General features: G+C 73.0%; 20 protein-coding genes, 1 pseudogene and 1 riboswitch. Of the genes and pseudogenes, 7 read left to right on the top strand and 14 right to left on the bottom strand.

The window, feature by feature from the left end; all coding sequences use genetic code 11:
- From KS423_RS12695 to KS423_RS12685, 3 genes and pseudogenes are all read left to right on the top strand, one after another.
- A pseudogene (locus KS423_RS12695) lies at positions 1-280 on the top strand (hypothetical protein); the annotation flags it as partial.
- A complete protein-coding gene (locus KS423_RS12690) occupies positions 277-903 on the top strand; it encodes a precorrin-8X methylmutase (protein ID WP_224278424.1) in 627 nt (208 codons plus the stop codon). The pseudogene KS423_RS12695 and the gene KS423_RS12690, both read left to right, overlap by 4 nt.
- Positions 900-2,417: a precorrin-2 C(20)-methyltransferase gene (locus KS423_RS12685; RefSeq protein ID WP_224278422.1), complete on the top strand. Its 1,518-nt coding sequence runs from the start codon at positions 900-902 to the stop codon at positions 2,415-2,417. The genes KS423_RS12690 and KS423_RS12685 overlap by 4 nt, the downstream gene beginning before the upstream one ends.
- Before the next feature lie 85 nt (positions 2,418-2,502).
- On the opposite strand, the gene KS423_RS12680 is transcribed toward KS423_RS12685, so the two are convergent.
- The gene (locus KS423_RS12680) at positions 2,503-4,242 is read right to left on the bottom strand and encodes a TIGR03767 family metallophosphoesterase (RefSeq protein WP_224278420.1); all 1,740 of its coding nucleotides are present in this window, start codon (positions 4,240-4,242) and stop codon (positions 2,503-2,505) included.
- 365 nt (positions 4,243-4,607) lie between these two features.
- Here KS423_RS12680 and KS423_RS12675 point away from each other — a divergent pair, with 365 nt between their 5' ends.
- Together KS423_RS12675 and KS423_RS12670 are read left to right on the top strand one after the other, a co-directional pair.
- The gene (locus KS423_RS12675) at positions 4,608-5,783 is read left to right on the top strand and encodes a cobalt-precorrin-5B (C(1))-methyltransferase (RefSeq protein ID WP_224278418.1); all 1,176 of its coding nucleotides are present in this window, start codon (positions 4,608-4,610) and stop codon (positions 5,781-5,783) included.
- Positions 5,784-5,968: 185 nt separating this feature from the next.
- On the top strand, positions 5,969-7,498 hold the full coding sequence (locus KS423_RS12670) for a UDP-N-acetylglucosamine 1-carboxyvinyltransferase (protein WP_224278416.1): 1,530 nt from the start codon (positions 5,969-5,971) through the stop codon (positions 7,496-7,498).
- Between the two features lie 42 nt (positions 7,499-7,540).
- Here the strand turns inward: KS423_RS12670 and KS423_RS12665 are convergent, their stop codons facing one another.
- The 6 genes from KS423_RS12665 to KS423_RS12640 form a co-directional block, all read right to left on the bottom strand.
- Positions 7,541-8,047, bottom strand: coding sequence for a protein-tyrosine phosphatase family protein (locus KS423_RS12665; RefSeq protein WP_224278414.1), 507 nt, complete (start codon positions 8,045-8,047; stop codon positions 7,541-7,543).
- A gap of 83 nt (positions 8,048-8,130) precedes the next feature.
- Positions 8,131-8,634, bottom strand: coding sequence for a DinB family protein (locus tag KS423_RS12660; RefSeq protein WP_224278412.1), 504 nt, complete (start codon positions 8,632-8,634; stop codon positions 8,131-8,133).
- Positions 8,635-8,734: 100 nt separating this feature from the next.
- Positions 8,735-9,472: a cobalt-precorrin-6A reductase gene (locus tag KS423_RS12655; RefSeq protein WP_224278410.1), complete on the bottom strand. Its 738-nt coding sequence runs from the start codon at positions 9,470-9,472 to the stop codon at positions 8,735-8,737.
- The gene (gene cobM, locus KS423_RS12650) at positions 9,472-10,233 is read right to left on the bottom strand and encodes a precorrin-4 C(11)-methyltransferase (RefSeq protein ID WP_224278408.1); all 762 of its coding nucleotides are present in this window, start codon (positions 10,231-10,233) and stop codon (positions 9,472-9,474) included. Before cobM ends, KS423_RS12655 begins: the two co-directional genes overlap by 1 nt.
- On the bottom strand, positions 10,230-11,519 hold the full coding sequence (cbiE, locus tag KS423_RS12645; RefSeq protein WP_224278406.1) for a precorrin-6y C5,15-methyltransferase (decarboxylating) subunit CbiE: 1,290 nt from the start codon (positions 11,517-11,519) through the stop codon (positions 10,230-10,232). The genes cobM and cbiE overlap by 4 nt, the downstream gene beginning before the upstream one ends.
- Before the next feature lie 161 nt (positions 11,520-11,680).
- Entirely contained in the window at positions 11,681-12,118 is a 438-nt protein-coding gene (locus tag KS423_RS12640) for a gamma-glutamylcyclotransferase family protein (RefSeq protein ID WP_224278405.1), read from the bottom strand.
- Between the two features lie 131 nt (positions 12,119-12,249).
- Between KS423_RS12640 and KS423_RS12635 the strand changes: the two genes are divergently transcribed.
- Positions 12,250-13,332 (top strand): EamA family transporter, encoded by a 1,083-nt coding sequence (locus KS423_RS12635; protein WP_224278403.1) that lies wholly within the window; start codon positions 12,250-12,252, stop codon positions 13,330-13,332.
- Positions 13,333-13,482: 150 nt separating this feature from the next.
- Here the strand turns inward: KS423_RS12635 and KS423_RS12630 are convergent, their stop codons facing one another.
- The 6 genes from KS423_RS12630 to KS423_RS12605 all read right to left on the bottom strand — a co-directional run bounded on the left by KS423_RS12630 (position 13,483) and on the right by KS423_RS12605 (position 20,347).
- Positions 13,483-14,046 (bottom strand): EF-hand domain-containing protein, encoded by a 564-nt coding sequence (locus KS423_RS12630; RefSeq protein WP_224278401.1) that lies wholly within the window; start codon positions 14,044-14,046, stop codon positions 13,483-13,485.
- A gap of 192 nt (positions 14,047-14,238) precedes the next feature.
- Entirely contained in the window at positions 14,239-14,649 is a 411-nt protein-coding gene (locus KS423_RS12625; RefSeq protein ID WP_224278399.1) for a cytidine deaminase, read from the bottom strand.
- A 44-nt stretch (positions 14,650-14,693) separates the two neighbouring features.
- Positions 14,694-16,352, bottom strand: coding sequence for an ABC transporter ATP-binding protein (locus tag KS423_RS12620; protein WP_224278397.1), 1,659 nt, complete (start codon positions 16,350-16,352; stop codon positions 14,694-14,696).
- Positions 16,353-16,423: 71 nt separating this feature from the next.
- The gene (locus KS423_RS12615; protein WP_224278395.1) at positions 16,424-17,416 is read right to left on the bottom strand and encodes an ABC transporter permease; all 993 of its coding nucleotides are present in this window, start codon (positions 17,414-17,416) and stop codon (positions 16,424-16,426) included.
- Between the two features lie 97 nt (positions 17,417-17,513).
- Positions 17,514-19,271, bottom strand: coding sequence for an ABC transporter substrate-binding protein (locus KS423_RS12610; RefSeq protein ID WP_224278394.1), 1,758 nt, complete (start codon positions 19,269-19,271; stop codon positions 17,514-17,516).
- A gap of 98 nt (positions 19,272-19,369) precedes the next feature.
- The gene (locus KS423_RS12605; protein WP_224278392.1) at positions 19,370-20,347 is read right to left on the bottom strand and encodes an ABC transporter permease; all 978 of its coding nucleotides are present in this window, start codon (positions 20,345-20,347) and stop codon (positions 19,370-19,372) included.
- Between the two features lie 304 nt (positions 20,348-20,651).
- Positions 20,652-20,749, top strand: a riboswitch (ZMP/ZTP riboswitch).
- A 19-nt stretch (positions 20,750-20,768) separates the two neighbouring features.
- Between KS423_RS12605 and KS423_RS12600 the strand changes: the two genes are divergently transcribed.
- Positions 20,769-22,226, top strand: a complete 1,458-nt coding sequence (locus tag KS423_RS12600) for a glycine hydroxymethyltransferase (protein ID WP_224278390.1) — start codon at positions 20,769-20,771, stop codon at positions 22,224-22,226.
- Positions 22,227-22,350: 124 nt separating this feature from the next.
- On the opposite strand, the gene KS423_RS12595 is transcribed toward KS423_RS12600, so the two are convergent.
- On the bottom strand, positions 22,351-23,634 hold a 1,284-nt coding region (locus tag KS423_RS12595), incomplete at its 5' end, for an aldehyde dehydrogenase family protein (RefSeq protein WP_224278388.1).

Raw genomic sequence — 23,634 nt, 5'->3', positions numbered from 1 at the left:
GCTGGACGCCGGCGCCGCGGCGGGAACCGGTGCCGGCCCCGCCGGTGTTCTGCCCGTCCACTGGTCGGGCTGTGAACGGCGCTGCGGCCACCCGGCCGGGCGGTGGGTGGACGTGCTCGCCACGGGGCGCGGCTACCGGGTGACGGTGAACGGGGCGGGGGCCGGTGCGGCGTCCGCCGCGACCGCCGCCGATGCGACGGACGTCAATGCGACGAGCGTCGACGTGACGAACGAGGAGATGGCCGAGGCGGTCGCCGAGGCCAGGAGGACGACGAAGTGATCGAGTACGAGAAGGACGGCGCGTCCATCTACCGCCAGTCCTTTGCCACCATCCGTGCGGAGGCCGATCTGGCCGCCCTCCCGGCGGACGTCTCCCAGGTCGCGGTGCGGATGATCCACGCCTGCGGGATGGTCGACCTGGTCGAGGACCTGGTGTACTCGCCCGGTGTGGTCGCCTCCGCGCGCGCCGCGCTGCACGCCGGTGCGCCCATCCTCTGCGACGTCAACATGGTCGCGAGCGGCGTCACCCGCAAGCGGCTGCCCGCCGACAACGAGGTGATCTGCACCCTCACCGACCCGTCGGTGCCCGACCTCGCCCGGAAGATGGGCAACACCCGCAGCGCCGCGGCCATGGAACTGTGGCTGCCCCGGCTGGAGGGCGCGGTGGTCGCCGTCGGCAACGCGCCGACCTCGCTGTTCCGGCTGCTGGAGATGATCGAGGCGGGGGCACCGCGACCGGCCGCGGTGATCGGCGTCCCGGTGGGCTTCATCGGCGCCGCCGAGTCCAAGCAGGCCCTGGCCGAGCACCCGTCCGGCCTGGAGCACCTGGTGGTGCGCGGCCGGCGCGGCGGCAGCGCGATCGCCGCCGCCGCCGTCAACGCGATTGCGAGCGAAGAAGAGTGACGGATCAGCAGAAGGCCACGGGTCGGCTGTACGGCGTCGGGCTCGGCCCGGGCGACCCTTCGCTGGTGACCGTCCGTGCCGCCGAACTCATCGGCAAGGCCGACGTGGTGGCCTACCACAGCGCCCGGCACGGCCGGTCCATAGCGCGGTCGATCGCCGAGCGGTACCTGACGGGTGGCCAGGTCGAGGAGAAGCTGGTCTACCCGCTCACCGTCGAGACCACCGACCACCCGGGCGGTTACCGCGGCGCGCTGGACGACTTCTACGAGGAGGCCGCCGCCCGGCTGGCCGCCCACCTGGACGCCGGGCGCGACGTGGTCGTCCTCGCCGAGGGGGACCCGCTCTTCTACGGCTCCTACCAGCACATGCACAAGCGGCTCGCGCACCGCTACCCGACCGAGGTGGTGCCGGGCGTGACCTCGCTCAGCGCGGCCGCCGCCCGGCTCGGACAGCCGCTGACCGAGGCCGAGGAGACGCTCACCGTCATTCCCGGCACGCTGCCCGAGGAGGAGCTGACGGCGCGGATCGCGGCCGCCGACTCGGCCGTGATCATGAAGCTGGGGCGCACCTTCCCGACGGTCCGCCGGGCCCTGGAGCGGGCGGGGCGGCTGGCGGACGCGCAGTACGTGGAGCGGGCCTTCATGCCGGGGGAGCGGGTCGCGCCGCTCGCCGAGGTCGACGGTGAGACGGTGCCCTACTTCTCGGTCGCGGTGCTGCCGAGCAAGGTCGCGCCGCTGGAGCCGGAGGTCCGGCTGTCGGACGGTGTCGGCAGCGTGACCGTGGTCGGCACCGGGCCGGCCGGACCGCTCTGGCTGACCGCCGAGGCGCGCGGCGCGCTGGCCGAGGCCACCGACCTGGTCGGCTACACCACCTACCTGGACCGGGTGCCGCAGCGGCCGGGGCAGCAGCGGCACGGCTCGGACAACAAGGTGGAGTCGGAGCGTGCCGAGTTCGCGCTGGACCTCGCCCGCCGCGGGCACCGCGTCGCGGTGGTCTCCTCGGGCGACCCGGGGGTGTTCGCGATGGCCACCGCGGTGCTGGAGGTCGCCTGTGAGGAGGCGTACCGGGACGTCCCGGTACGGGTGCTCCCGGGCATGACCGCCGCCCACGCGGCCGCCTCCCGGGCCGGCGCCCCGCTCGGGCACGACTACGCGACGGTGTCGCTCTCGGACCGGCTCAAGCCCTGGGACGTGGTGGCGAAGCGGCTGCGCGCCGCGGCCGAGGCGGATCTGGTGCTCGCGCTGTACAACCCGGGCTCGAAGTCCCGGACCACCCAGGTCGGGCTCGCCCGGGACCTGCTGCTGGAGTACCGGGCGCCGGAGACCCCGGTGGTGATGGCCCGTGACGTGGGCGGCCCGACCGAGCGGGTGCGGATCGTCCGACTGGGGGAGCTGGACCCGGCGCTGGTCGACATGCGGACCATCCTGCTGATCGGCTCCTCGCAGACGCAGGCGGTCGAGCGGGGCGGCGGCGTGGAGGTCGTCTGGACGCCGCGGCGGTACCCGGAGGAGTGACGGGCGACAGATGACAGCGAACAGATTTCATCATCTGTTCGCTGTCATCTGTCAGCCGTTCGCCGTTCTCCGCCCCCGGAAGTCGCTACCGGGTCGGCTTGGTGATCAGCAGCTCCGTGTTGTGGTCCTCGCCCGCGCCCAGCAGCGCCGTCGGGCGGCCGTTCGGGTCGTTGTACGACAGCTCGCGGTAGAGCGCCGCGAGGTTGGCGTCCGAGGTGCTGCCGAAGTCCGTCCCGTACGGCGCGGAGGACTCGATCAGCGTGGTGAACAGCGAGAGCGTGCCGTCCCCGTTGTCCGCGATCTCGATGATCCGCCCGTGCTGCGGGTAGTCGATGTGCGAGGCGGTGTTGATCTCCCAGAACGCCCGCTCCGGCACCGCGTGGCCGTGCGGCGTGATCTTGTTCATGTGGGTGTGCCCGTTCACCCACGCGACCACGTTCGGGTAGCGCTGGAGCAGCGCCACCAGCTCGTTGCCGTCGTGCCGCCCCTCGAAGATGTTGCGCGGGTCCGGCAGCAGGTTGCCCATCGAGCCGCTGGTGTGGTGGCTGAAGACGAGGATCAGCTCGTCCGTGCTCCCGCCCGTCACCCTGCGCCCGTCGGCGTCGTACCAGTGCCCGCTGTGCGCCTTCAACTGCTGCTCCAGCCAGCGCAGTTGCGCGGTGCCCAGCGAACCGTCGGCGAACCCGGCCTGGTTGGTGGTGTCCAGGCTGATGCCGACCACCTTCTCCGAGATGCGGAAGGTGTAGTAGAGCTTGCCGCTGTTCACCATGTCCGAGGTGAAACCGTGCCCGTACGGGCCGGCGCCGGTGACCGCCGGGTTCAGGTGGGCCTTGGCGAACTCCTTGAGCGTGAACGGCCGGCGGCGCTCGTCCGGGGTGATCCGGCGCACCGCCTCGCCGCTGGCGATCAGCTTCGCCAGCAGCAGCACGGCGCCCGCCGGGTCGCGGCGCAGCGAGTCCATCAGCTGGCCGGCCGTGGCGTCGTCGCAGCCCTCCAGCTTGTACTGGCCGGTGTACAGGTCGTTCAGCAGCCCGAGGTCCGGCAGTGAGCCCTCGATGCTGTCGTCGTGGTTGCCGACCGTGGTGTACCAGGGCGTGTGCAGGCCCGGTGCGTCGAAGGGGCGGCCGGCGGCGGACAGGAAGCCGGGCACCTGCGGGAAGCCCTTCGCCTTGTAGCCGTCGGTGTAGGCGAGTTCGGGGTTCCAGTAGGCGGCGTTGCCGGAGTTCTGCACACCCTCGTAGCGGCTGAGGTCGCCGGTGTTCTGGGCCAGTCGGCCGCCGCCCATGACCTTGAGGTACCAGTCGAGTTCGGCGAGCTCGTGGTTGTCGGTGTTGTCGCCGGTGGCCATCACCATGCTGAACGGCATCCCGGTGTACGGGCCGCCGGCGAGCGAGTTGACCCGCTCGACGAGAGCCGAGACGCCGCGGGCGTTCAGGGCCTCCTGCGGCCGGTACGCGCTGCCGTTGAGCTTGGCCAGGTACTCGAAGCGCACCGGGGACTCGGTGTCCACCAGGTGCAGGTCACTGAACTGGACGAAGCTGGCCAGGCCGGTCCGGCGGTCGTCCCGTCCGGCGGTCGCCGACGCCAGGTCGCCGCGCACCACCAGCGGCCAGCCCGGCCCGGCCGTCAGGCGCTTGTAGCCGCCGGTGCCGACCGGCGTGGCCACCTGCTCCAGCGTGGTCCCGGTGATCCTGACCGCCCGCGCGGCCGTCGTGGCCAGCGCCTGGTCGCGCGCCGCGGCCGAGGCGAACTGCGCGCCGCCCAGCGACAAGGCCGACCAGGCCGCGGCCACCGACGTACCGGTGAGGAACGTACGCCGATTCATCCCTGCCACAAAAACCCCCACATACTGATGGCCCGGCGGGGAAGTCGACCCCGACCGGGCCCACGTGTCATGAACCCGCTTCTGGCGGACCGCCAGATTACTCACTGGTAGGTGTGATGGGCGAGGCCCCTGCGGAGAACTCTTCGGGAAGGCGGGGCCCCTCCTCCTCCGCAGCGTGCGCACGGGTGCTGCTCCGGCCTGCGAACGGGTGCGGGTCCTGGTGTCTCCACAGGTCGCGCACGGTGCGGTGACCGCCACCCCGGTCGGGCCCCGCCCGGCCGGGTGGGGGAAAATCGGCGACGGCGACCGGCGCGGCCGCCGGAGCGGAGCAGGACGGCGCGGACGCCGTCGGAAACGGGGCGCAGGTGGCCGCAGCGGGAGCCGAGGCGGGAGCCGGAGCGGGAGGCCGGGCCGGCCAGCTGAAGAGCAGCGGTCTGCGGCCCGGCTGGACGACGGGAGCCTGCGCCACCGCCGCCACCAAGGCCGCGTACACCGCGCTGCTCACCGGCGAGTTCCCGGACCCGGTGGTCATCACCCTGCCCAGGGGCCGGCAGCCCGCCTTCGCGCTCGCCGCCGAGGAGTTGACCGGTGCCGAGGAGCTGACCGGTGCGCAGGGGCGGCCGGCCGCCGCCATGGCCGGGGTGGTCAAGGACGCGGGCGACGACCCCGATGTCACCCACGGTGCGCTGATCCGTTCGACCGTGCGGTCCGGCGAGCCCGGCGCCGGGGTGGTCTTCCGGGCGGGTCCCGGGGTGGGGACGGTCACCAAGGCCGGCCTGCCGCTGCCCGTCGGCGAGCCCGCGATCAATCCGGTACCCCGGCAGATGATCCGGGACGCCGTCGCCGAGGTGGCAGCCGCGCACGGCGGCAGCGGGGACGTCGTGGTCGAGATCTCGGTCGACCACGGCGAGGAGATCGCCCGCTCCACCTGGAACCCCCGGCTCGGCATCCTCGGGGGTCTGTCCATCCTCGGCACGACCGGGGTGGTCGTTCCGTACTCCTGCTCGGCCTGGATCGACTCGATCCGCCGCGGGGTGGACGTGGCCCGGGCGGCGGGGCGTACCCACGTGGCCGGCTGCACCGGTTCGACCTCGGAGAAGGTCGCGGTCGCGGAGCACAGGCTGCCCGAGGACGCGCTGCTGGACATGGGCGACTTCGCCGGCGCGGTGCTCAAGTACCTCAAGCGCCATCCGGTGCCCCGGCTGACCATCGCGGGCGGCTTCGCCAAGCTGTCCAAGCTCGCGGCCGGTCACCTCGACCTGCACTCGGCGCGCTCCCAGGTGGACAAGGGGTACCTGGCCGAACTGGCCCGTCGGGGCGGGGCGGACGAGGCGCTGGTCGAAGCGGTCGCGGGCGCCAACACCGCACTGGAGGCGGTGCAGTTGTGCCGTGCGGCCGGAGTGCCGCTCGGGGACCTGGTCGCCGAGGCGGCCCGGACGACGGCGCTCGGCGTGCTGCTGGGCTCGCCGGTCGTGGTGGACGTCATCTGCATCGACCGCGCGGGCACCGTCGTCGGCCGGGCGGAGCCGCTCGGGCCGTGAGGCGGTGCGCGCTCCGGAGGGAGCCGCCGGGGCCGTGACATTGTCACGAGTGTCACGACGGCGTGACAACATCACGTGGTGGTGTGAAGAACTGACGTTCATATGGGGCGAGAAACGGACAAATGGAGTGGCGAGCAGGGCCCCTGGTTCTGTCACCATCTCAACCATGAGATATCGTCTGGCGAGTGACAGGCGACTACCTCACCCGTATCGGCACCCTCATCCGTACCGCGCGCCAGCACCGCGGCTGGTCCCAGGCGCAGCTCGGAGAGGCCCTCGGAACCAGCCAGAGCGCGGTCAACCGCATCGAACAGGGCAAGCAGAACGTCAGCCTTGAGATGATCGCCCGCATCGGCGAAGCCCTCGACAGCGAGATCGTCTCCCTCGGCTACTCCGGCCCGATGCACCTGCGCGTCGCCGGCGGTACCCGGCTCTCCGGCGCGATCGACGTGCGCAGCAGCAAGAACGCCTGCGTGGCGATCCTCTGCGCCTCGCTGCTGACCACCGGCCGCACCACGATCCGCAGCGTCGCCCGGATCGAAGAGGTCTACCGCATCCTTGAGGTGCTCACCAGCATCGGTGTCAAGAGCCGCTGGATCAACGAGGGCCGCGACCTCGAACTTACCCCGCCCGCCGAGCTGGACCTCGCGGCGATGGACGTCGAGGCGGCCCGCCGCACCCGCAGCGTGCTGATGTTCCTCGGCCCGCTGATGCACCGCGCCCAGCACTTCGCCATCCCGTACGCGGGCGGCTGTGACCTCGGCACCCGCACCGTGCAGCCGCACCTGACCGCGCTGCGCCGCTTCGGCCTGGAGGTCGCCACCACCGGCGGCGCCTACCACGCCTCGGTCGAGCCGGGCGTCCCGCTGGACCGCCCGATCGTGCTGACCGAGCGCGGGGACACCGTCACCGAGAACGCCCTGCTGGCCGCCGCGCGGCACGACGGCGTCAGCGTCATCCGCAACGCCTCGCCCAACTACATGGTCCAGGACCTCTGCTTCTTCCTGGAGAAGCTGGGTGTCAGGATCGAGGGCATCGGCACCACCACCCTCACCGTGCACGGCGTCCCGGAGATCACCTGTGACGTCGACTACACCCCGGCCGAGGACCCGGTGGAGGCGATGAGCCTGCTGGCCGCCGCCGTCGTCACCTCCTCCGAGCTGACCATCCGCCGGGTGCCGATCGAGTTCCTGGAGATCGAGCTCGCGGTGCTGGAGGGCATGGGCCTCGACTACGACCGCACCCCCGAGTACCGGGCCCACAACGGCCACACCCGGCTGGTCGACCTCACCGTGCGCCCCTCCAAGCTGACCGCGCCGATCGACACCATCCACCCGATGCCGTTCCCCGGCATCAACATCGACAACGTACCGTTCTTCGCCGCCATCGCCGCGGCCGCGCACGGCACCACGATGATCCACGACTGGGTGTACGACAACCGCGCGATCTACCTGACCGAGCTGACCCGCCTCGGCGCCGACGTCAAGCTCCTCGACCCGCACCGTGTGCTGGTCCAGGGCCCCACCCGGTGGCGCGCCGCCGAGATGATGTGCCCGCCGGCCCTGCGCCCCGCCGTGGTCATCCTGCTCGCCATGCTCGCCGCCCAGGGCACCTCCGTCCTGCGCAACGTCTACGTCATCAACCGCGGCTACGAGGACCTCGCCGAGCGCCTCAACTCCATCGGCGCCCAGATCGAGACCTTCCGCGACATCTGACGGACAATCATGTGTGACTGACCGTCACGCGACTGGCCGGCCTCACCCGTTGAGGCCGGTCAGTAGCACGGCAACCTCCAGCCCGGTGTTCAGGTAGTCCACGAACACCGGGTTGTTCAGTGCCCAGGGCGAGCGCCGCTGCCGGACCAGTCGGACCGCCTCGCCGCTCTCGTGCCCGAGGCCGACCAGCGCCTGCGCCACCACCAGGCCCGAGCGGTTGTAGCCCGAGTGGCAGCGCACCAGCGTCCGCCGGCCCCGCCGGACAGCGGCCGCGGTGAGCTCGGCCGCCTCCTGGACGGCGAGCAGTTGACCGGGGGAGAGCGGGTCGTCGGGCACCTCCCGGACGATGTGCTCCACCCCCGGTGCCGGGCCGTGCCCGGGGAGCGTGAAGAGGCTGACCACCAGGTCGAACTCGGCTCGTACGATCGCGAGTTCAAGCTCGCCGCCGGGCGGGGTGAAGTAGTGCCCGCCCATCCGGAGCCCGGTGACGATCTCGTTCCAGGGCTCGGACGGCCCGGGGGTCTGGCGTTCCTTCTGGCGGGTCCGCACGTCCTGCTCGCTCCCTGTCTGTGATATCGGGGCCCGGCGCTGTCCGTCCTGCGCTGTCCTGCGCTGTCCGGTGCCCTCCGGTGCTACACGCCGGTGGTGCCGTCGAGGTGCTCGCGGAGGAGGTCGGCGTGGCCGTTGTGGCGCGCGTACTCCTCGATCATGTGGGTGAGGATCCAGCGCAGCGAGAAGACCTCGTCGCCGTAGTGGCCCAGGACGTCCAACGACTCCGCGGCGGCCACGAGTTCCCTGGCGTGGTCGCACTCGCTGCGCCAGATCGTGAAGGCCTCGTCGGGGTCGGCGGTGTCGACGTCGAACTCGGCGAAGGAGCCGTCGGGGTGCGCCCAGAAGCCGCGTGCGCCCTCGCCGTTGAGGACGTTGCGGAACCAGCTGCGCTCCACCTCGGCGAGGTGGCGGACCAGCCCGAGCAGGGAGAGCCCGGAGGGTTCCAGCACGTGGGTGCGGAGCTGTTCCGTGGTGAGGCCCGCGCACTTCATCGCGAGGGTGTCGCGCTGGTGGTCCAGGAAGCCTGCCAGAGTGGTGCGTTCGTCGGCGGTACGGGGCGTCCGGGTGCGCTGATCATCGCTCATCGGACCATCCTGCCCGTCATCCGGCGGGCCCGCCCGCCTTTTCCCCGGGGCGGCGAGCGGTCACCACGAGCGCGGTGGGCAGTCGTAGTCGCCGGGCCTCCTACCGCAGTTGCTCCAGCCAGCGCAGTGCGCCCGGGACGTCGGGTGTGACCGGCACGCCCTCCGGTACCGGCGGGCGCTCCACGATGATGACCGGCAGACGGAGTCCCCGGGCGGCCGTCAGCTTCGGAGCGGTCGCGGCGCCGCCGCTGTCCTTGGTGACCAGGACGTCGATGTCGTGCTTGCGCAGCAGCGCCTCCTCGCCGTGGACCGTGAACGGGCCGCGGTCCAGCAGGACTTCGAACGAGGGCGGCACCGGGGGCTCGGGCGGGTCCACCGAACGGGCCAGGAAGCGGACGCCGTCCAGGTGGGCGAAGGCGGCGATGCCCTGCCGTCCGATGGTGAGGAAGACCCGCTCCCCGCGCCGGGGCAGCAGGTCGGCCGCCGCGGCGAGCGAGGGGACGGGGAGCCAGTGGTCCCCGTCGACGCGGGTGAAGCCGGGGCGGCGCAGCACCAGCAGGGGAACGCCGGTGGCGGCGGCCGCGAGGGCGGCGTTCTGCGAGATGCCGGCGGCGAACGGGTGGGTGGCGTCCACCACCGCGTCCACGCGCTCCGCGCGAAGCCAGTCGGCCAGTCCCTCCGCTCCGCCGAAGCCGCCGATCCGCACCTCCCCGGCGGGCAGCCGGGGTTGGGCGACCCGGCCGGCCAGCGAGCTGGTGACCCGGTGCGCGGTCGGGGCGAGTTCGGCGGCCAGCGCCCGTCCTTCGGTGGTCCCGCCGAGGATGAGCAGGTGCCTCATCACGCCCCGCACGGCTCGTGCGGGCGCTCGCGGTCCGCCGAGTAGAGGTGGCTGTCGCGGAACTGCTCGGCGGCCAGCGTGCGGCCGACGATGATGACGGCGGTGCGGACCACGCCCGCGGCCTTGACCTGCTCGGCGATGTCGCCGACGGTGCCGCGCAGCACCAGCTCGTCGGGGCGGCTGGCCATCGCGACCACGGCGGCCGGGCAGTCGGCGCCGTAGTGCGGGAGCAGCTGCTCGACCACGTCGTCCACGTAGCCGGCGGCCAGGTGCAGCACCAGCAGGGCGCCGCTGCGGCCGAGGGTGGCGAGGTCCTCGCCCTCGGGCATCGGGGTGGCGCGCTTGGCGATCCGGGTGAGGATGACGGTCTGGCCGACGGTCGGGACGGTCAGCTCCCGCTTCAGCGCGGCCGCGGCGGCGGCGAAGGCGGGCACGCCGGGGACCACCTCGTACGGCACGCCGGCCGCGTCCAGGCGGCGCATCTGCTCGGCGACGGCGGAGAAGACGGACGGGTCGCCGGAGTGCAGCCGGGCCACGTCCTGGCCGGCCTCGTGTGCGGTGACCAGTTCGGCGGTGATCTGGTCCAGGTTGAGCTGCGCGGTGTCGATCAGGCGGGCGCCGGGCGGGCACTCGTCCAGCAGCTCGCGCGGGACCAGGCTGCCCGCGTACAGGCAGACCTCGGCGCGGGCCAGGATGCGCTGGCCGCGCAGGGTGATCAGGTCGGCGGCGCCCGGGCCGGCTCCGATGAAGTGGACGGTCACGAGGCGTTCTCCTGGCGGGTGGCGGGTTCGGGGGTTTCGGGCTCGGGGGTTTCGGGCTTGAGGACGTCGGGCTCGGGCTTGACGGCGGACCACTGGGTGACCGGCATGGCCTGGCGCCACCCGGTGAAGCCGCCCACCGGGACGGCGTGGGCGACCGCGAGTTTGACGAGTTCCCCGCCGTGGCGCCGGTACCACTCGGTGAGCAGCGCCTCGGACTCCAGCGTCACGGTGTTGGCGACGATCCGGCCGCCCGGGCGCAGCGCGGCCCAGCAACCGTCCAGCAGGCCGGGCGCGGTGAGGCCGCCGCCGATGAACACGGCGTCGGGGGTGGGGAGTTCGGCGAACGCGGCGGGGGCGGGGCCGGTCACCACGCGGAGTCGGGGCACACCGAGTTCGGCGGCGTTGCGGGTGATCCGCTCGGCCCGGGCCGGGTCGCGTTCGATGCTGACGGCCTGGCAGTCGCGGTGGGCGCGCAGCCACTCGACGGCGATCGACCCGGAGCCGCCGCCGACGTCCCAGAGCAGTTCGCCGGGGGAGGGGGCCAGCGTGGCGAGGGTCGCGGCGCGGACGTGGCGCTTGGTGAGCTGGCCGTCGCTCTCGTACGCGGCGTCGGGCAGGCCGGGGACGAGGGAGGTGCGGGGGCCGTCGCCGAGGTCGACGGCGATGACGTTCAGTGGGTCGCCCGGCGGGTGCGGCCAGCCGTCGGCGGGGCCGTCCAGGTGGCGTTCGGCGGGGGCGCCGAGCTGTTCGAGCACCCGCAGTCGGGCGGTGCCGTAACCGCGGGCGGTGAGCAGCTCCGCGACGGCGGCAGGGGTGGCGGCGTCGGCGCTGAGCACCAGCAGGCGGCGGCCGGGGTGGAGGGCGGGGGAGAGGGTGTCCAGCGGCCGGCCGACCAGGCTGACCACCTCGGTGGCCTCCAGCGGCCAGCCGAGCCGGGCACAGGCGTAGGAGACGGACGAGGGGTGCGGCAGGATGCGCAGACGCTCGGCGCCGACGGTCTCGGCGAGGGTGCGGCCGATGCCGTGGAACATCGGGTCGCCGCTGGCCAGGACGGCGACGCGGCGGCCGGCCTGGGCGGCGAGCAGCCCGGGGGCGGCGGGGCGCAGCGGGGACGGCCAGGGGATGCGCTCGGCGGTGACCTCGTCGCGGGGGAGCAGGTTCAGCTGGCGGGGGCCGCCGACGACGACCTCGGCCTCCCGCAGCACGGCCCGGGAGCCGGCGGCGAGACCGGGCCATCCGTCGGCCCCGATCCCGACGACGGTGATCGGGGGTGGCAGCTCGGGCACCGGGTGGCTCCTCGTCGTTCGATCCTACGATCCCAGCGATCCTGCTGGCCGGGGCAGCCTACCTGGCGGTATGCGGGCGCCTCGGCGCCGGATCTCGGGGTGACGGATGACAACGGACAGATGACAGATTTCAGATAACAGATTTCAGACTCTGTTCGCCGTTACCTGTCACCCGTCACCCGCCCCCAGTCCCCCGACTCGATCAGTGCCGGCTGCTCCCGCAGCCGCGCCTCGGCCCTCGGCCCGGCGAGGTAGACCCAGGCCGCACGCAGCTCGCCCGTCGCCGTCCGCACCGTCGTCCGCCGCCGCACGTACAGCCCGGTCCCGTCCGCCCGGCAGCCCTCCAGCCGGTCCAGAGCCTCCAGGGCTCCGGCGTACGCGCCCGGGCGTACGGTGACGAGCTCGCCCAGGATCCGGCACCCGGGAGCCGGATCCGGCACCGCGTACGGGAAGCCGGGGCCCTCGTGCAGCGCGGCGCCCTCCAGGACCGCCGGTCGGATGTCGGTGCAACGCCCGGCCAGGTGGACGGCATGATTGCGGCCGCCGCTGCGCAGGGTGCCGTACACGAAGAACGGCAGTGCCTCCTCGGGCGTGGACACGGGTTCGACCTCCTTGTCGGGGAGCGCCCACGGTACGTCCTGTGCCCGATTTCTGATACCGACTGGCGCACCGGGCCGTTCATGCGCTGTCATGTCGGATGTTCGGCCAGCACCGTCCAAGGGGGACACACATGACATCGTCCGCTTCGCCCTCCCAACCGGCCCCGACCCCCGGCTCAGCTCCTGACACCCCTGCCGCCGCCAAGGCCAGGACAATCCCCACCCCGCCCCCGCCCCCGCCCCCGCTCGCCGACGCCGGCCCCGCCCCCCGCCTCGGCGGCGCGGTCTGGCTGGCCCTCCTCGTGGTCTACATCGTCTGGGGCTCGACCTACCTGGCGATCAGGGTCGCCGTGGAGACGATGCCCTCCTTCCTCTCCGCCGCCGCCCGTTTCATCACCGCCGGCCTGCTGCTGGCCGGCTACCTCCTGGTGCGCCAGGGCCCGGCCGGCCTGAAGGTGACCGGGCGGCAGCTGGCCTCCTCCGCCCTGGTCGGCGTGCTGCTGCTGACCGGCGGCAACGGCATGGTGGTCCTGGGCGAGACCTCCGTCCCCTCGGGCCTGGCCGCCCTGCTGGTGGCCGCGGTCCCGCTGTGGATGGTGGTGCTGACGGCGTTCGGCGGGGAGCGCCCGAGGGCGGCCGAGCTGGCCGGGGTGCTCCTCGGACTGGTCGGCCTCGGCGTCCTGTCGGCCCCGGCGATCAGCGGGTCGATCGAGCCGGCCGGTGTGATCCTGATCATCGGCGCCACCCTGCTCTGGGCGACCGGCTCCTTCGTGAGCAAGAAGATCCCGATGCCGGGCAACGTGCTCGCCGCGAGCGCCTACCAGATGCTGGCCGGCGGCCTCGGCAACCTGCTGGTCGGACTGGGCCGCGGTGAACAGCACGGGCTGGACCTCGGGACGATCTCCGGTCGGTCCTGGCTGGCCCTCGCCTACCTGGTGCTGTTCGGCTCGCTGCTCGCCTTCACCGCGTACGCCTGGCTGCTGCGCTCCGCCCCGCTCACCCTGGTGGCCACCTACGCGTACGTGAACCCGGTGGTCGCGGTGCTGCTGGGCTGGCTGATCCTGGCCGAGCCGCTGACCGGCCCGACCCTCGCGGGCGGTGCGATCGTGGTGGCGGGCGTCTGCCTGGTGGTGAGCGTCAGCCGGCGTCCGGGCCGCCCGTCGCGTGCCGGGAGTCCGGCCCGTCCGACGAAGGGGCCGTCCGCCCGTAGGTGAGCACGAGGTTCCCGGGCAGCAGCCGGCCCGCACCCTGCCCGAGGGGGTGGCCGTCGACGGCCTCGCGGCGCTGGTCGACACCATCGTCGAGGGGATCGTCCCGGCCGCCTGATCGGGACGATCCCCACTTCGGGCCGCCGGACGTGCGGCTCAGAAGGTGCGCGGCGGCTTGCCCGTCCACCAGTTGCCGGGCGCGTCCGGGTCGCGGCTGGTCCAGAACTCGATGATGGCGTCGGTGAACTCGGCCGCGGAGAGCACACCGTCGCCGTCGGTGTCGAGGTGGCGGAAGGCCTCGTCGGCGTCGTCGCGGGAGAGGCCTGCGAAGTGGCCGCGCTGGAAGACGAAGAACTCGCCGGCGTCCACCGTCCCGCTGCGGTCGGCGTCCGCGACGGCGAGGAAGGCCTCGGCGAGCGCGCCGAGGATGTCGCGCGCGGCCTGCGGGTCGTCGGCGAGCGAGCCGGTCGAGGTGACGAACTGCTCACGGGTGATCGCCTGGGTGCCGGCGGGCAGCCGGGCGAGGTGCAGGTCGTGCCAGGTCGTCAGGTAGGCGCGGACGATCACGGCCTCCGCCTCGGAGCCCTCCTGGTGACCGAGCGAGCGGGCCACCGAGAGGCCCATCAGGACGTGATCCCGCTCGGTCAGCAGGCCGTCGCCGTCGGCGTCGAGGTGATCGAAGCCGTGGTTGATCTTTGCGATGAGCAGGTCGTCTGACAAATGTGCCCCCTCGATTGGTGATTCCTTGCCCGGGTCTCCTACGTCACATCGCCTGCACGCTAGCGCCTTGAGCCGGACCGGCGCAGCCGAACGAACGTCGGACGACCTGCTGGTTCACTCCCGCACCGCCCGCCGGGCCGCCCGCCGAGTCATCCGCGGATCCCCCCGCTGAGCCGCCCGCCGAGCCCCCGTTCAGTCCTCCTGGTGATCGGCCCAGACGTACGCCCCCGGCAGCAGGGCCGACACCGGTACGGTCTGCAGCTCCGGCCCCCGCCGGACGATGACGCCCGCCTCGGGGAAGTAGTCCAGCAGCACCTGTCGGCACCGCCCGCACGGCGGGATCACCCCGCGTTCCCGGTCACCCACGGCCACCACCGTGGTGAGTTCGTACGCCCCCTGGCCGGCCGCCGCGCCGATGAGTACCAGTTCCGCGCACGGCCCGCCGGTGAAGTGGTAGGCGTTCAGCGCGGTGACGATCCGCCCGTCGGCATTGCGCCCGGCTGCCGCCACGGTGTGGTTGTCACCCCGCGCGTACCGCCGCGCGACCTCCAGGGCCGCCTCCACGAGCTCCTCATCCACGGTTGCCCGGTCGCTGGTGGACATCGTTGTTGCACCTCTTTGATCGTGTCCGACGGGCCTCGATCATCTCAGTGCGCCGCCGCCAGCAGCTCCCTCGTGTACTCGGTGTGCGGAGCCGCGAACAGCCGGTCCCGGTCGGTGGACTCGACCAGCCGGCCCCGGTGCATCACCGCCACCCGGTCGCAGAAGTGCCGCACCACGGCGAGGTCGTGGGAGACGAACAGGAACGCGACGCCGAGCCGTTCGCGCAGCTGCATCAGCAGGTTGAGCACTTGGGCCTGCACCGACACGTCGAGCGCGGAGACCGGCTCGTCGGCGATGATCAGGCGCGGCTGCGGGGCCAGCGCCCGGGCGATGCCGATCCGCTGGCGCTGGCCGCCGGAGAACTCGTGCGGGTAGCGGTCCAGATGCCCGGCCTCCAGTCCCACCTGCTCCAGCAGCTCCACCGAGCGCTCCCGACGTCCGGCCGGGCCCAGCGCGGTGTGCAGGCGCAGCGGGGTGTCCAGGGTCTGGGCGACGGTCCGGCGCGGGTTGAGCGAGGCGTACGGGTCCTGGAAGACCAGCTGGATCTCCCGGCTGAGCCGCTTCCGCAGGTCCCGGTCCGGCCGGGTGGCGTCCTGTCCGTCGTACAGCACCCTTCCGCCGGTGGGCCGTTGCAGGCCGGCCAGGACCCGCGAGGTGGTGGACTTGCCGGAGCCGGACTCGCCGACCAGCCCGAGCGTCTCGCCGGGCGCGATCCGCAGACCGACGCCCTCGACCGCCCGGACCGGTTCGGCCCGCAGGCCGGGGAGGCGCCGGCGCCCGGGGAAGTGCACGGACAGGTCGTCCACCTCGACCAGCCACCGCTCGGGACGCCCGACGGTCCGCGGCCGGAACGTCCGCGACGGCGCCGGCTCGTCGACCGTCGGCAGGGCGGTGCCCGGTACCGAGTCCAGCCGGAGCGCAGCGCCCACCAGCGCCCGGGTGTACGGCTCGCGCGGGGCGGCCAGCAGTTCGGCCGTCGGCGCGGACTCGATCCCGATCCCGCCGCGGAGCACCAGCGTGCGGTCCGTCGTCCCGGCGACCACGCCCAGGTCGTGGCTGACCAGCAGCACAGCCGTCCCGTGCTCGCGCTGCAACTCGCCGAGCAGGTCGAGGACCTGCCGCTGGACGCGGGCGTCCAGGGCGGTGGTCGGCTCGTCCGCGATGAGCAGTCGCGGGTCGTTCATCAGCGCCATCGCGATCATCACGCGCTGGCGCATGCCGCCGGAGAACTGGTGCGGGTAGTCGCGCGTCCGGGCCGCCGGGATGCCGACCCGGTCGAGCATCTCGGCCGCCCGCCGGCCCGCCTCGGCCCGGCCCGCACCCGGGTGGTGCAGCCGGTACATCTCGGCGAGCTGGGCGCCCACGCCGTGGAAGGGGCTGAGCGAGGTGAGCGCGTCCTGGAAGACCAGCGCGGCACGTCCGCCGCGCACCCCGCGCAGCGCGGACTCCTCGGCGCCGACCAACTCCTGCCCGCCCAGCCGGATCGAGCCGGTGACGGTGGCGGTGCGCGGGTCGTGCAGTCCGAGGACAGCGAGCCCGACGGTCGACTTGCCGGAGCCCGACTCGCCGACCAGGCCCAGGACTTCACCGGGCGCGAGGTCGAAGGAGAGGCCCCGGACGGCGGTCACCGGCGCGCCACCGCGCGGGTCGGCGAAGGTGACGGTCAGGTCGCGGACACTCAGCACCGGCTCAGCGCTCTTCACACCGGTGCTCTTCGCATCAGCGCTCTTCGCACCGGTCCCCGGAACAGTGGACTTCATCGAAGGACTCCCCATCAGCTCAGCCGGACACGCGGGTCGAGCCAGGCGACCGCGAGGTCGGCCAGCGCGACGAACAGCACCATGAAGCAGGCGGCCAGCAGCACTGCGCCGACCACGGCGGGCAGGTCCTGCCCGGCGACGGCCTCCGCGGCGAACCGCCCGACCCCGTTCAGCCCGAACACCGTCTCGGTGATCACGGCCCCGCCGAGCAGCACCCCGGCCTCCAGCCCGATCAGCTGCACCAGCGGCCCGGCGGCGCCGCGCGAGGTGTACTTGAGGTGGGCGCGCAGCCGTCCCAGGCCCTTGCCGCGGGCCGTGCGGACGTACTCCTCGTTCATCGTCTCCAGGAGCTGTGAGCGCGAAAGCCTGGCGAACACCGCCGAGTTGACGAAGCCGAGGACGAGCCAGGGGAGCAGCATCCCGCCCGCCCAGGCGGCCAGGTCCTCGGCCGGCGGGGTGTAGGAGGGCAGGGGCAGCAGCCCGGTGGAGTACACCAGCAGCCACTGCGCGACGTACCCGAGGAAGTAGATCTGCACGCTGGCGCCGACCAGGGTGAAGCCGGACAGCAGCCGGTCGGTCCGCCCTCCGTGCCGCAGCGCGGAGACGAACCCGGTGCCGAGGCCGAACAGCAGCAGGACGGCGAGCGCCCCGGCGGTCAGCGAGAGGGTGACCGGCAGGTGGTCGGCCAGCGCCTCGCTGACCGGCTGGTGGAGCCGATAGGAGTAGCCGAGGCAGGGGGCGTCGCAGCGGATGGTCGAGCCGTCCACGTCGCCGATGTCCCGCCCGGCGACGACCCCGACCAGGTAGTCGGTGTACTGGGTGAGCAGCGGCTGGTCCAGGCCCATGCTCCGGCGCACCGCCGCGACCTGTCCGCTGTCGCAGCGCGGGCCGCAGGCGGCGCGGGCCGGGTCGGCGGGCGCGGCGTAGAAGAGGGCGAAGGCGGCGGCGGAGACCGCGACCAGGACCGCGAGGGCCTGGGCGGTCCGCCGCAGGACGAAGGAGAGCATGGCCGATCCGGGGTCGACGTGACGGGGAGGCAGGGCGGTGACACCGGGGGCCCGCCCCCGCCACCCGCGAACAGGCGGCGGGAGCGGGCCCCGGCGCTCAGGACTTCAGGTACAGCCAGGCCAGCGAGACGGTCCCGTAGACCGGGTGGACGAACGCCCCGCCGACGTTGCTGCCGCGCAGCTGGTTGACCGTCGGGTAGGCGAACGGCAGCACCGGCACGTCCTTCATCACGGTCTGCTCCAGCGCGTACAGCTCCTGGGCCTTGGCGCGCGGCTCGCCGATCCGGTTGATCCGGTCGATCTCCTTGTCGACCTCCGGGTTGCGGTAGCGCGCGGAGTTGAGGTCGCTGCCGGCCCGGCCGTCGAAGGAGAACGGGATCAGGGTGGACGGGGTCGGCCAGTCGACCGAGCTGGTCTCCTCGAACAGGTCGTACGGAGAGTCGGCGCGGTGCACCTCGTCCAGGAAGGCCTTGGGGTCGACCGGCTTGGGCACGACGGTGATCCCGGCCTTGCCGAAGCCCTCGACCAGCACCTGCGCCACGCGCTGGCCCGTCGGGGTGTTCCGGTACGCGTAGGTCAGGCTCCCCGGCGCCTGCTGGGCCTTGGCGAGCGCGGCCTTGGCGGCCTCCGGATCGCCCTCGGGCCTGGCCGGGTAGAGGTCGTACTTCTGCCAGTCGATCAGCGCGGGCGAGCTGAGCGTGGTGGCCAGTTCGCCGGTCCGGGCGCCGCCCTGGACCTGGCGGGCCTGCTGGCGCGGGTAGGCCAGGTGCAGCGCCTTGCGGACCTCGACGTCCGGCACCCGCTCGTTGTTGACCATCAGCTGGGTGACGAAGGCGCCCTGCCGGCCGGAGACCACCAGCTCCTTGGCCTTCGGGTCGGTGTCGGTGGTCTGGTACAGCTCGGCGGAGAGGGTGTCGGACGCGGTGGTGGCGTTGGCGCCGCCGTCCCGCCCGGAGAGGATCTCCTGGTTGAGGTTGAGCGCCTCCTTGCCGTACGTGAAGACGAACTTCTCCGGGTACTGGCTGCGGATCGGGTCGGTCTCGGGCTTCCAGGCGGGGTTGCGTTCCAGCACCATGCGGGTGTTCTGGACGTGCTCGACGATCCGGTACGGGCCGGTCGCGAACGGCAGGCGGTCGTAGTCCGTCCCGGTGTCCTTGTCCCGGCGCACCGGTGAGGAGGAGGACTGCGCGGCCATGTACGGGACGTCGGCCTGCGGCTGCGGGAAGTGGAAGACGATGGTGCGCTCGTCCGGCGTCTCGATCGCGTCCAGGTCGCCTGCCTGCGGGCCCGCGTACTTGGCGCGCGCCGCCTCGTAGCCGGCCTCGCCGGTGAGCCACTGCGGCCAGTACGGCGGGCCGACCTCGTAGCCCTTGCCGAAGGTGCGCTCGATGCCGTACTTGACGTCCTGGGAGGTGATCGGCTGACCGTCCTCCCAGGCGACGCCCTGCTTGAGCTTGTACGTCCAGGTGCGGCCGCCGTCGGCCGGGGTGCCGGTGTCGGTGGCCAGGTCGCCGACCAGCTTGGCCTTGCCGTCCACGACCTGGTACTGGGTCAGCTGGCGGCCCCAGAGCAGGGAGGCGTTGTAGGCGGCGCCCGCGTAGACCTTCTGCGGGTCGAGGTGGCGGAACTCGACGCTGTTGTACACGTTCACCGTGCCGCCCGCACGGGCGCCCGGGACGGCCGGGGCCGGGCCGGCGCTCTCCTGCTCGCTGCCGAGCACGGCGGTCAGCGGGGAGGTCTCCTTGGCGGAGGCCCCGGCGCCGCCGGAGCCGGTGGTGCTGCCCGCGCCGGCCGAGCAGGAGGTCGCCAGCAGGGCGGTGGCGATGACGGCGAGGGACGGTCTGGTCCAGCGCATGGCGAATCTCTCCTTGCCCCGGCGGAGCGTGCCGGGACGGGCTTGGGTCGATGGATGGGAGATGGAGGGGGATGGACGGGAGGGGAGCGTGAAAGGTCTCAGCGGGCGCCGGCGCGCGGGTCCAGCGCGTCCCGGACGGCGTCGCCGAGCAGGTTGAAGGCGATGACGAACAGCAGCAGCGCCGCGCCGGGGAACACCATGTAGGTGGGGTCGGCCTGGAAGACCTCGGAGCCGCGCGCGATCATGCGCCCCCAGTCCGGGACCGGCTCGGTGATGCCGACGCCGAGGAAGGACAGCGCGGCCTCGGAGGCGACGAAGGTCGGCACCGCCATGGTGGAGTGCACCAGAAGCTGCGAGCGCACATTCGGCAGAAGTTCGTGGACGACGACGTGGAAGCGGCTCGCACCCTGGGCCCGCGCGGACTGCACGAAATCCCTTTCCCTGAGCGAGCGGACGGTGGCCCGCAGGGAAAGCGCGAGCGGAATCCAGCCGAACGCAGAGAAAACCAGGATCAGCACCAGGAACTGCATCCACTCCGGTTCCGCGGAGCCCGGGTCGACCAGGCGGGACTGGATCACCGGACTGAGCGCGAGCAGTAGGAGCAGTGTGGGAAAGGCCAGCAGCACATTCGCGAGGAATCCGAACAACCGGTCCGTGATCCCGCCGAGGTAGCCGACCGCGACGCCGGCCAGCACGCCCAGCGTGGTGGTCACCGCGGCGGCCGCGAAGGCGATCAGCAGCGAGGTGCGGACGCCGTACAGCAGCTGGGTGAACACGTCCCGGCCGAGGCCGGGCTCCAGGCCGAACCAGAAGTCGCCGGAGATCCCGCCGTTCGGCAGCATCGGCAGGCCGCTGTCGCTGAGCAGGCCGGGGATGTTCTGGCCGTAGTGGTCGACCGGGTTCTTCCCGTACAGCGCGGCGACCAGCGGGGCGCCCAGGGCGAGCAGCAGGAACAGCGCCACCACCGCCAGGGCGGCGGCGCCGACCCGGTCCCGCAGGATCCGGCGGAGCAGGCCGGGGCCGGCGGCGGGCGCGGGCCCGGCCCCGGTCACTGGGACGGTGTCGACCACTGCCATGAGGCGTAACCCCCGAATTCTCCGCCGCCCCATGGATGAGGGTGCGCTGGTGTGCATTTCCGGTACGGCCTCCGAGGGTTTCCCGGTGGCTGTTCGAGCGCCATTGGATCGGATGCGTCCGAGGTTCCGCAAATCGCCTCCGGCTGACGTTCGGGTAATTCCTGCCGAACTGTTTCGGGAAATGTGGCGGCTTCATTTCGGTGAAACACCGGCGTTGCAAAGGAATGGACATACCGTGACAGAACGGACTGTCTGTTCCGCATTCTGAGACCTCCGCCACAGTCTCTCCGGTGTTGATACGATCCCGGTGGGCCGCAACTGGCGCGTAGGGATGGAATCAACCATCGGGAAGCGGCCTCGTGAATCCTCACGTGCACGTTGCCGAGCGCCTGGGCCCCCGCATCCCCACCAGGAGACCGCCATGGCCCAGCAGCCCCACACCGCCGCCTCCGCCGCGGCCGACACCGCCTTCCGCAGCGCCCTCGACGTGGTCGCCGGCGTCGAACCGAGGATCGCCGCGGCCATCGGCCGGGAGCTCGCCGATCAGCGCGCCTCGCTCAAGCTGATCGCCAGCGAGAACTACGCCTCCCCGGCCGTCCTGCTCACCATGGGCAACTGGCTCAGCGACAAGTACGCCGAGGGCACCGTCGGCCGCCGCTTCTACGCGGGCTGCCGCAACGTCGACACCGTCGAGAGCATCGCCGCCGAGCACGCCCGCGAGCTGTTCGGCGCCGACCACGCCTACGTCCAGCCGCACTCCGGCATCGACGCCAACCTCACCGCCTTCTGGGCCGTCCTCTCCCAGCGGGTCGAGAGCCCGGCCCTGGAGCGCGCCGCGGTGCGCAACGTCAACGACCTCACCGAGGAGGACTGGGCGCAGCTGCGCCAGGAGCTCGGCAACCAGCGGATGCTCGGCATGTCCCTGGACACCGGCGGCCACCTCACCCACGGCTTCCGGCCGAACATCTCGGGCAAGATGTTCGAGCAGCGCAGCTACGGCACCGACCCGGCGACCGGTCTGATCGACTACGACGCGCTGCGCGAGACCGCCCGAGAGTTCCGCCCGCTGATCATCGTGGCCGGCTACTCCGCCTACCCGCGCCTGGTGGACTTCCGCAGGATGCGCGAGATCGCGGACGAGGTCGGTGCGACCCTCATGGTCGACATGGCGCACTTCGCCGGCCTGGTCGCGGGCAAGGTGCTGACCGGCGACCACGACCCGGTCCCGCACGCCCACATCGTCACCACCACCACCCACAAGTCCCTGCGCGGCCCGCGCGGCGGCATGGTGCTGTGCCGGTCCGAACTGGCCGAACACGTCGACCGCGGCTGCCCGCTGGTGCTCGGCGGCCCGCTCTCGCACGTCATGGCCGCCAAGGCGGTCGCCCTCGCCGAGGCCCGCCGCCCCGAGTTCCGGGCCTATGCCCACGCCGTCGTCGCCAACGCCCAGGCGCTCGCCGAGGGCCTGCTGCGCCGCGGCGGCACGCTGGTCACCGGCGGCACCGACAACCACCTGGTCCTCGCCGACGTCTCCGGCTACGGCCTGACCGGCCGCCAGGCCGAGGCGGCCCTGCTCGACTCGGGCATCGTCACCAACCGCAACTCCGTCCCGCAGGACCCGAACGGCGCCTGGTACACCTCGGGCATCCGCCTCGGCACCCCGGCCCTCACCACCCGCGGCCTCGGCACCGCCGAGATGGACGAGATCGCCGACCTGATCCACACCGTCCTGGGCGCCACCACCCCCACCACCGCCGCCAACGGCTCCCCGTCCAAGGCCGCCTACACCCTGGACGCCGCCCTCCGCGACGCCACCGCCAAGCGCGCCGCCGACCTGCTCGCCCCGTACCCGCTCTACCCGGGCGTCGATCTGGTCTGACGGCCGGTCGGAAGCCGCCGGGGCCATGCTCCGGGCGGCACGAGGAGCCACCCGGGGCCGTCGAACCCCCGCTCGACGGCCCCGGGCCCGGCCCCGGCCCCGGGCAGTCCGCGGCCCGGCCCCGCTAGTACTGCAGCGACTTGTACTGGAGGAACTCCTCCAGCCCGTGCCGGCCCAGCTCCCGGCCGAGGCCCGAGCTCTTGTAGCCGCCGAAGGGCGCGAGCGGGTTGAAGCGGCCGCCGTTGAGGTCCACCTGGCCGGTGTCGAGGCGGCGGGCGAAGGCGGCGGCGGTGTCGGTGTCGCGGGCCCAGACGCCGCCGGCCAGGCCGTACGGGGTGCCGTTGGCGAGTTCGGCGGCGTGGTCCTCGTCGCGGTAGCGGAGGATCGCCAGGACCGGGCCGAAGACCTCCTCCTGGGCCACCGTCATCTCCGGGGTCACGTCGGCGAGCACGGTCGGCCGGACGTAGTAGCCGGTGGGCAGCTCGTCGACCGGCTCCGAGCCGCCGACGACCAGCCGGGCGCCCTCGGCCAGCGCGCCGTCGATGTAGCCTCGCACCCTGGCCAGCTGCCGGGCGTTGACCAGCGGGCCGATCCGGGTCTGCGGGTCGGTCGGGTCGCCCGGCCGGTACTGGGCGGCGACCTCCTCGGCCCGGGCGACCGCCTCCTCGTACTGGTCCTCGTGCACCAGCAGCCGGGTCAGCGCACTGCAGGTCTGGCCCGAGTTGGCGAAGACGTTGGCGACGTTCGCCTTGACCGCGCGGGCCAGATCGGCGCCCGGCAGCACCACGTTGGCGGACTTGCCGCCCAGCTCCAGGGAGACCCGCTTCAGCCCCCGGCCGGCCGTCTCGGCGACCTGCCGGCCGACGGCGGTGGAGCCGGTGAACGAGACCGCGTCCACCTCCCGGTGCCCGACGAGCGCCGCGCCCGCCACCGCACCGGTGCCGGTCACCAGGTTGAAGGCGCCCGCCGGGAACCCGGCCTCGTGCACCAGCCGGGCGAACAGCCGGGCCACCAGCGGGGTGTCCTCGGCCGGCTTGAGGACCACCGGGCAGCCCGCCGCCAGTGCCGGGACGGCCTTGGCCACGATCTGGTGCAGCGGGTAGTTCCACGGCGTGATCGCCGCGACCACTCCGGCCGGTTCGGCGTGCACCACCGAGTTGCCGATCCGCTCCTCGAAGGGGTGGTCGGCGAGCAGGGTCAGGTAGGAGGTCGCCACGGCGAGCGGCAGCCCGGCGTGCACGGCCCCGGCGAAGCCGACCGGGGAGCCCAGCTCGGCGACGACCGTCTCGGTGATCTCGGTCTGCGCGGCGGCGATCCCGTCCCGCAACCGGGTCAGCGGCGCCAGCCGCTCCTCGCGGGTGGTCGCGCCCCAGCCGCGGGCCGCCCGGCGGGCCGCCGTCACCGCCGC

This window comes from Streptomyces sp. LS1784 (assembly GCF_020103755.1).
Taxonomy (GTDB): domain Bacteria; phylum Actinomycetota; class Actinomycetes; order Streptomycetales; family Streptomycetaceae; genus Kitasatospora.
The sequence above is the reverse complement of the archived record's forward strand: the minus strand, read 5'-3'. Positions and strand labels throughout refer to the sequence as shown.

What these genes read in the sequence shown, in the direction of transcription:
- KS423_RS12655 (WP_224278410.1), bottom strand. Translation starts at nt 9,472, where the DNA reads ATGAGGCACCTGCTCATCCTCGGCGGGACCACCGAAGGACGGGCGCTG.
- KS423_RS12680 (WP_224278420.1), bottom strand. Translation starts at nt 4,242, where the DNA reads ATGAATCGGCGTACGTTCCTCACCGGTACGTCGGTGGCCGCGGCCTGG.
- KS423_RS12605 (WP_224278392.1), bottom strand. Translation starts at nt 20,347, where the DNA reads ATGGCAGTGGTCGACACCGTCCCAGTGACCGGGGCCGGGCCCGCGCCC.
- KS423_RS12610 (WP_224278394.1), bottom strand. Translation starts at nt 19,271, where the DNA reads ATGCGCTGGACCAGACCGTCCCTCGCCGTCATCGCCACCGCCCTGCTG.
- KS423_RS12600 (WP_224278390.1), top strand. Translation starts at nt 20,769, where the DNA reads ATGGCCCAGCAGCCCCACACCGCCGCCTCCGCCGCGGCCGACACCGCC.
- KS423_RS12660 (WP_224278412.1), bottom strand. Translation starts at nt 8,634, where the DNA reads ATGAGCGATGATCAGCGCACCCGGACGCCCCGTACCGCCGACGAACGC.
- KS423_RS12615 (WP_224278395.1), bottom strand. Translation starts at nt 17,416, where the DNA reads ATGCTCTCCTTCGTCCTGCGGCGGACCGCCCAGGCCCTCGCGGTCCTG.
- KS423_RS12625 (WP_224278399.1), bottom strand. Translation starts at nt 14,649, where the DNA reads ATGTCCACCAGCGACCGGGCAACCGTGGATGAGGAGCTCGTGGAGGCG.
- KS423_RS12635 (WP_224278403.1), top strand. Translation starts at nt 12,250, where the DNA reads ATGACATCGTCCGCTTCGCCCTCCCAACCGGCCCCGACCCCCGGCTCA.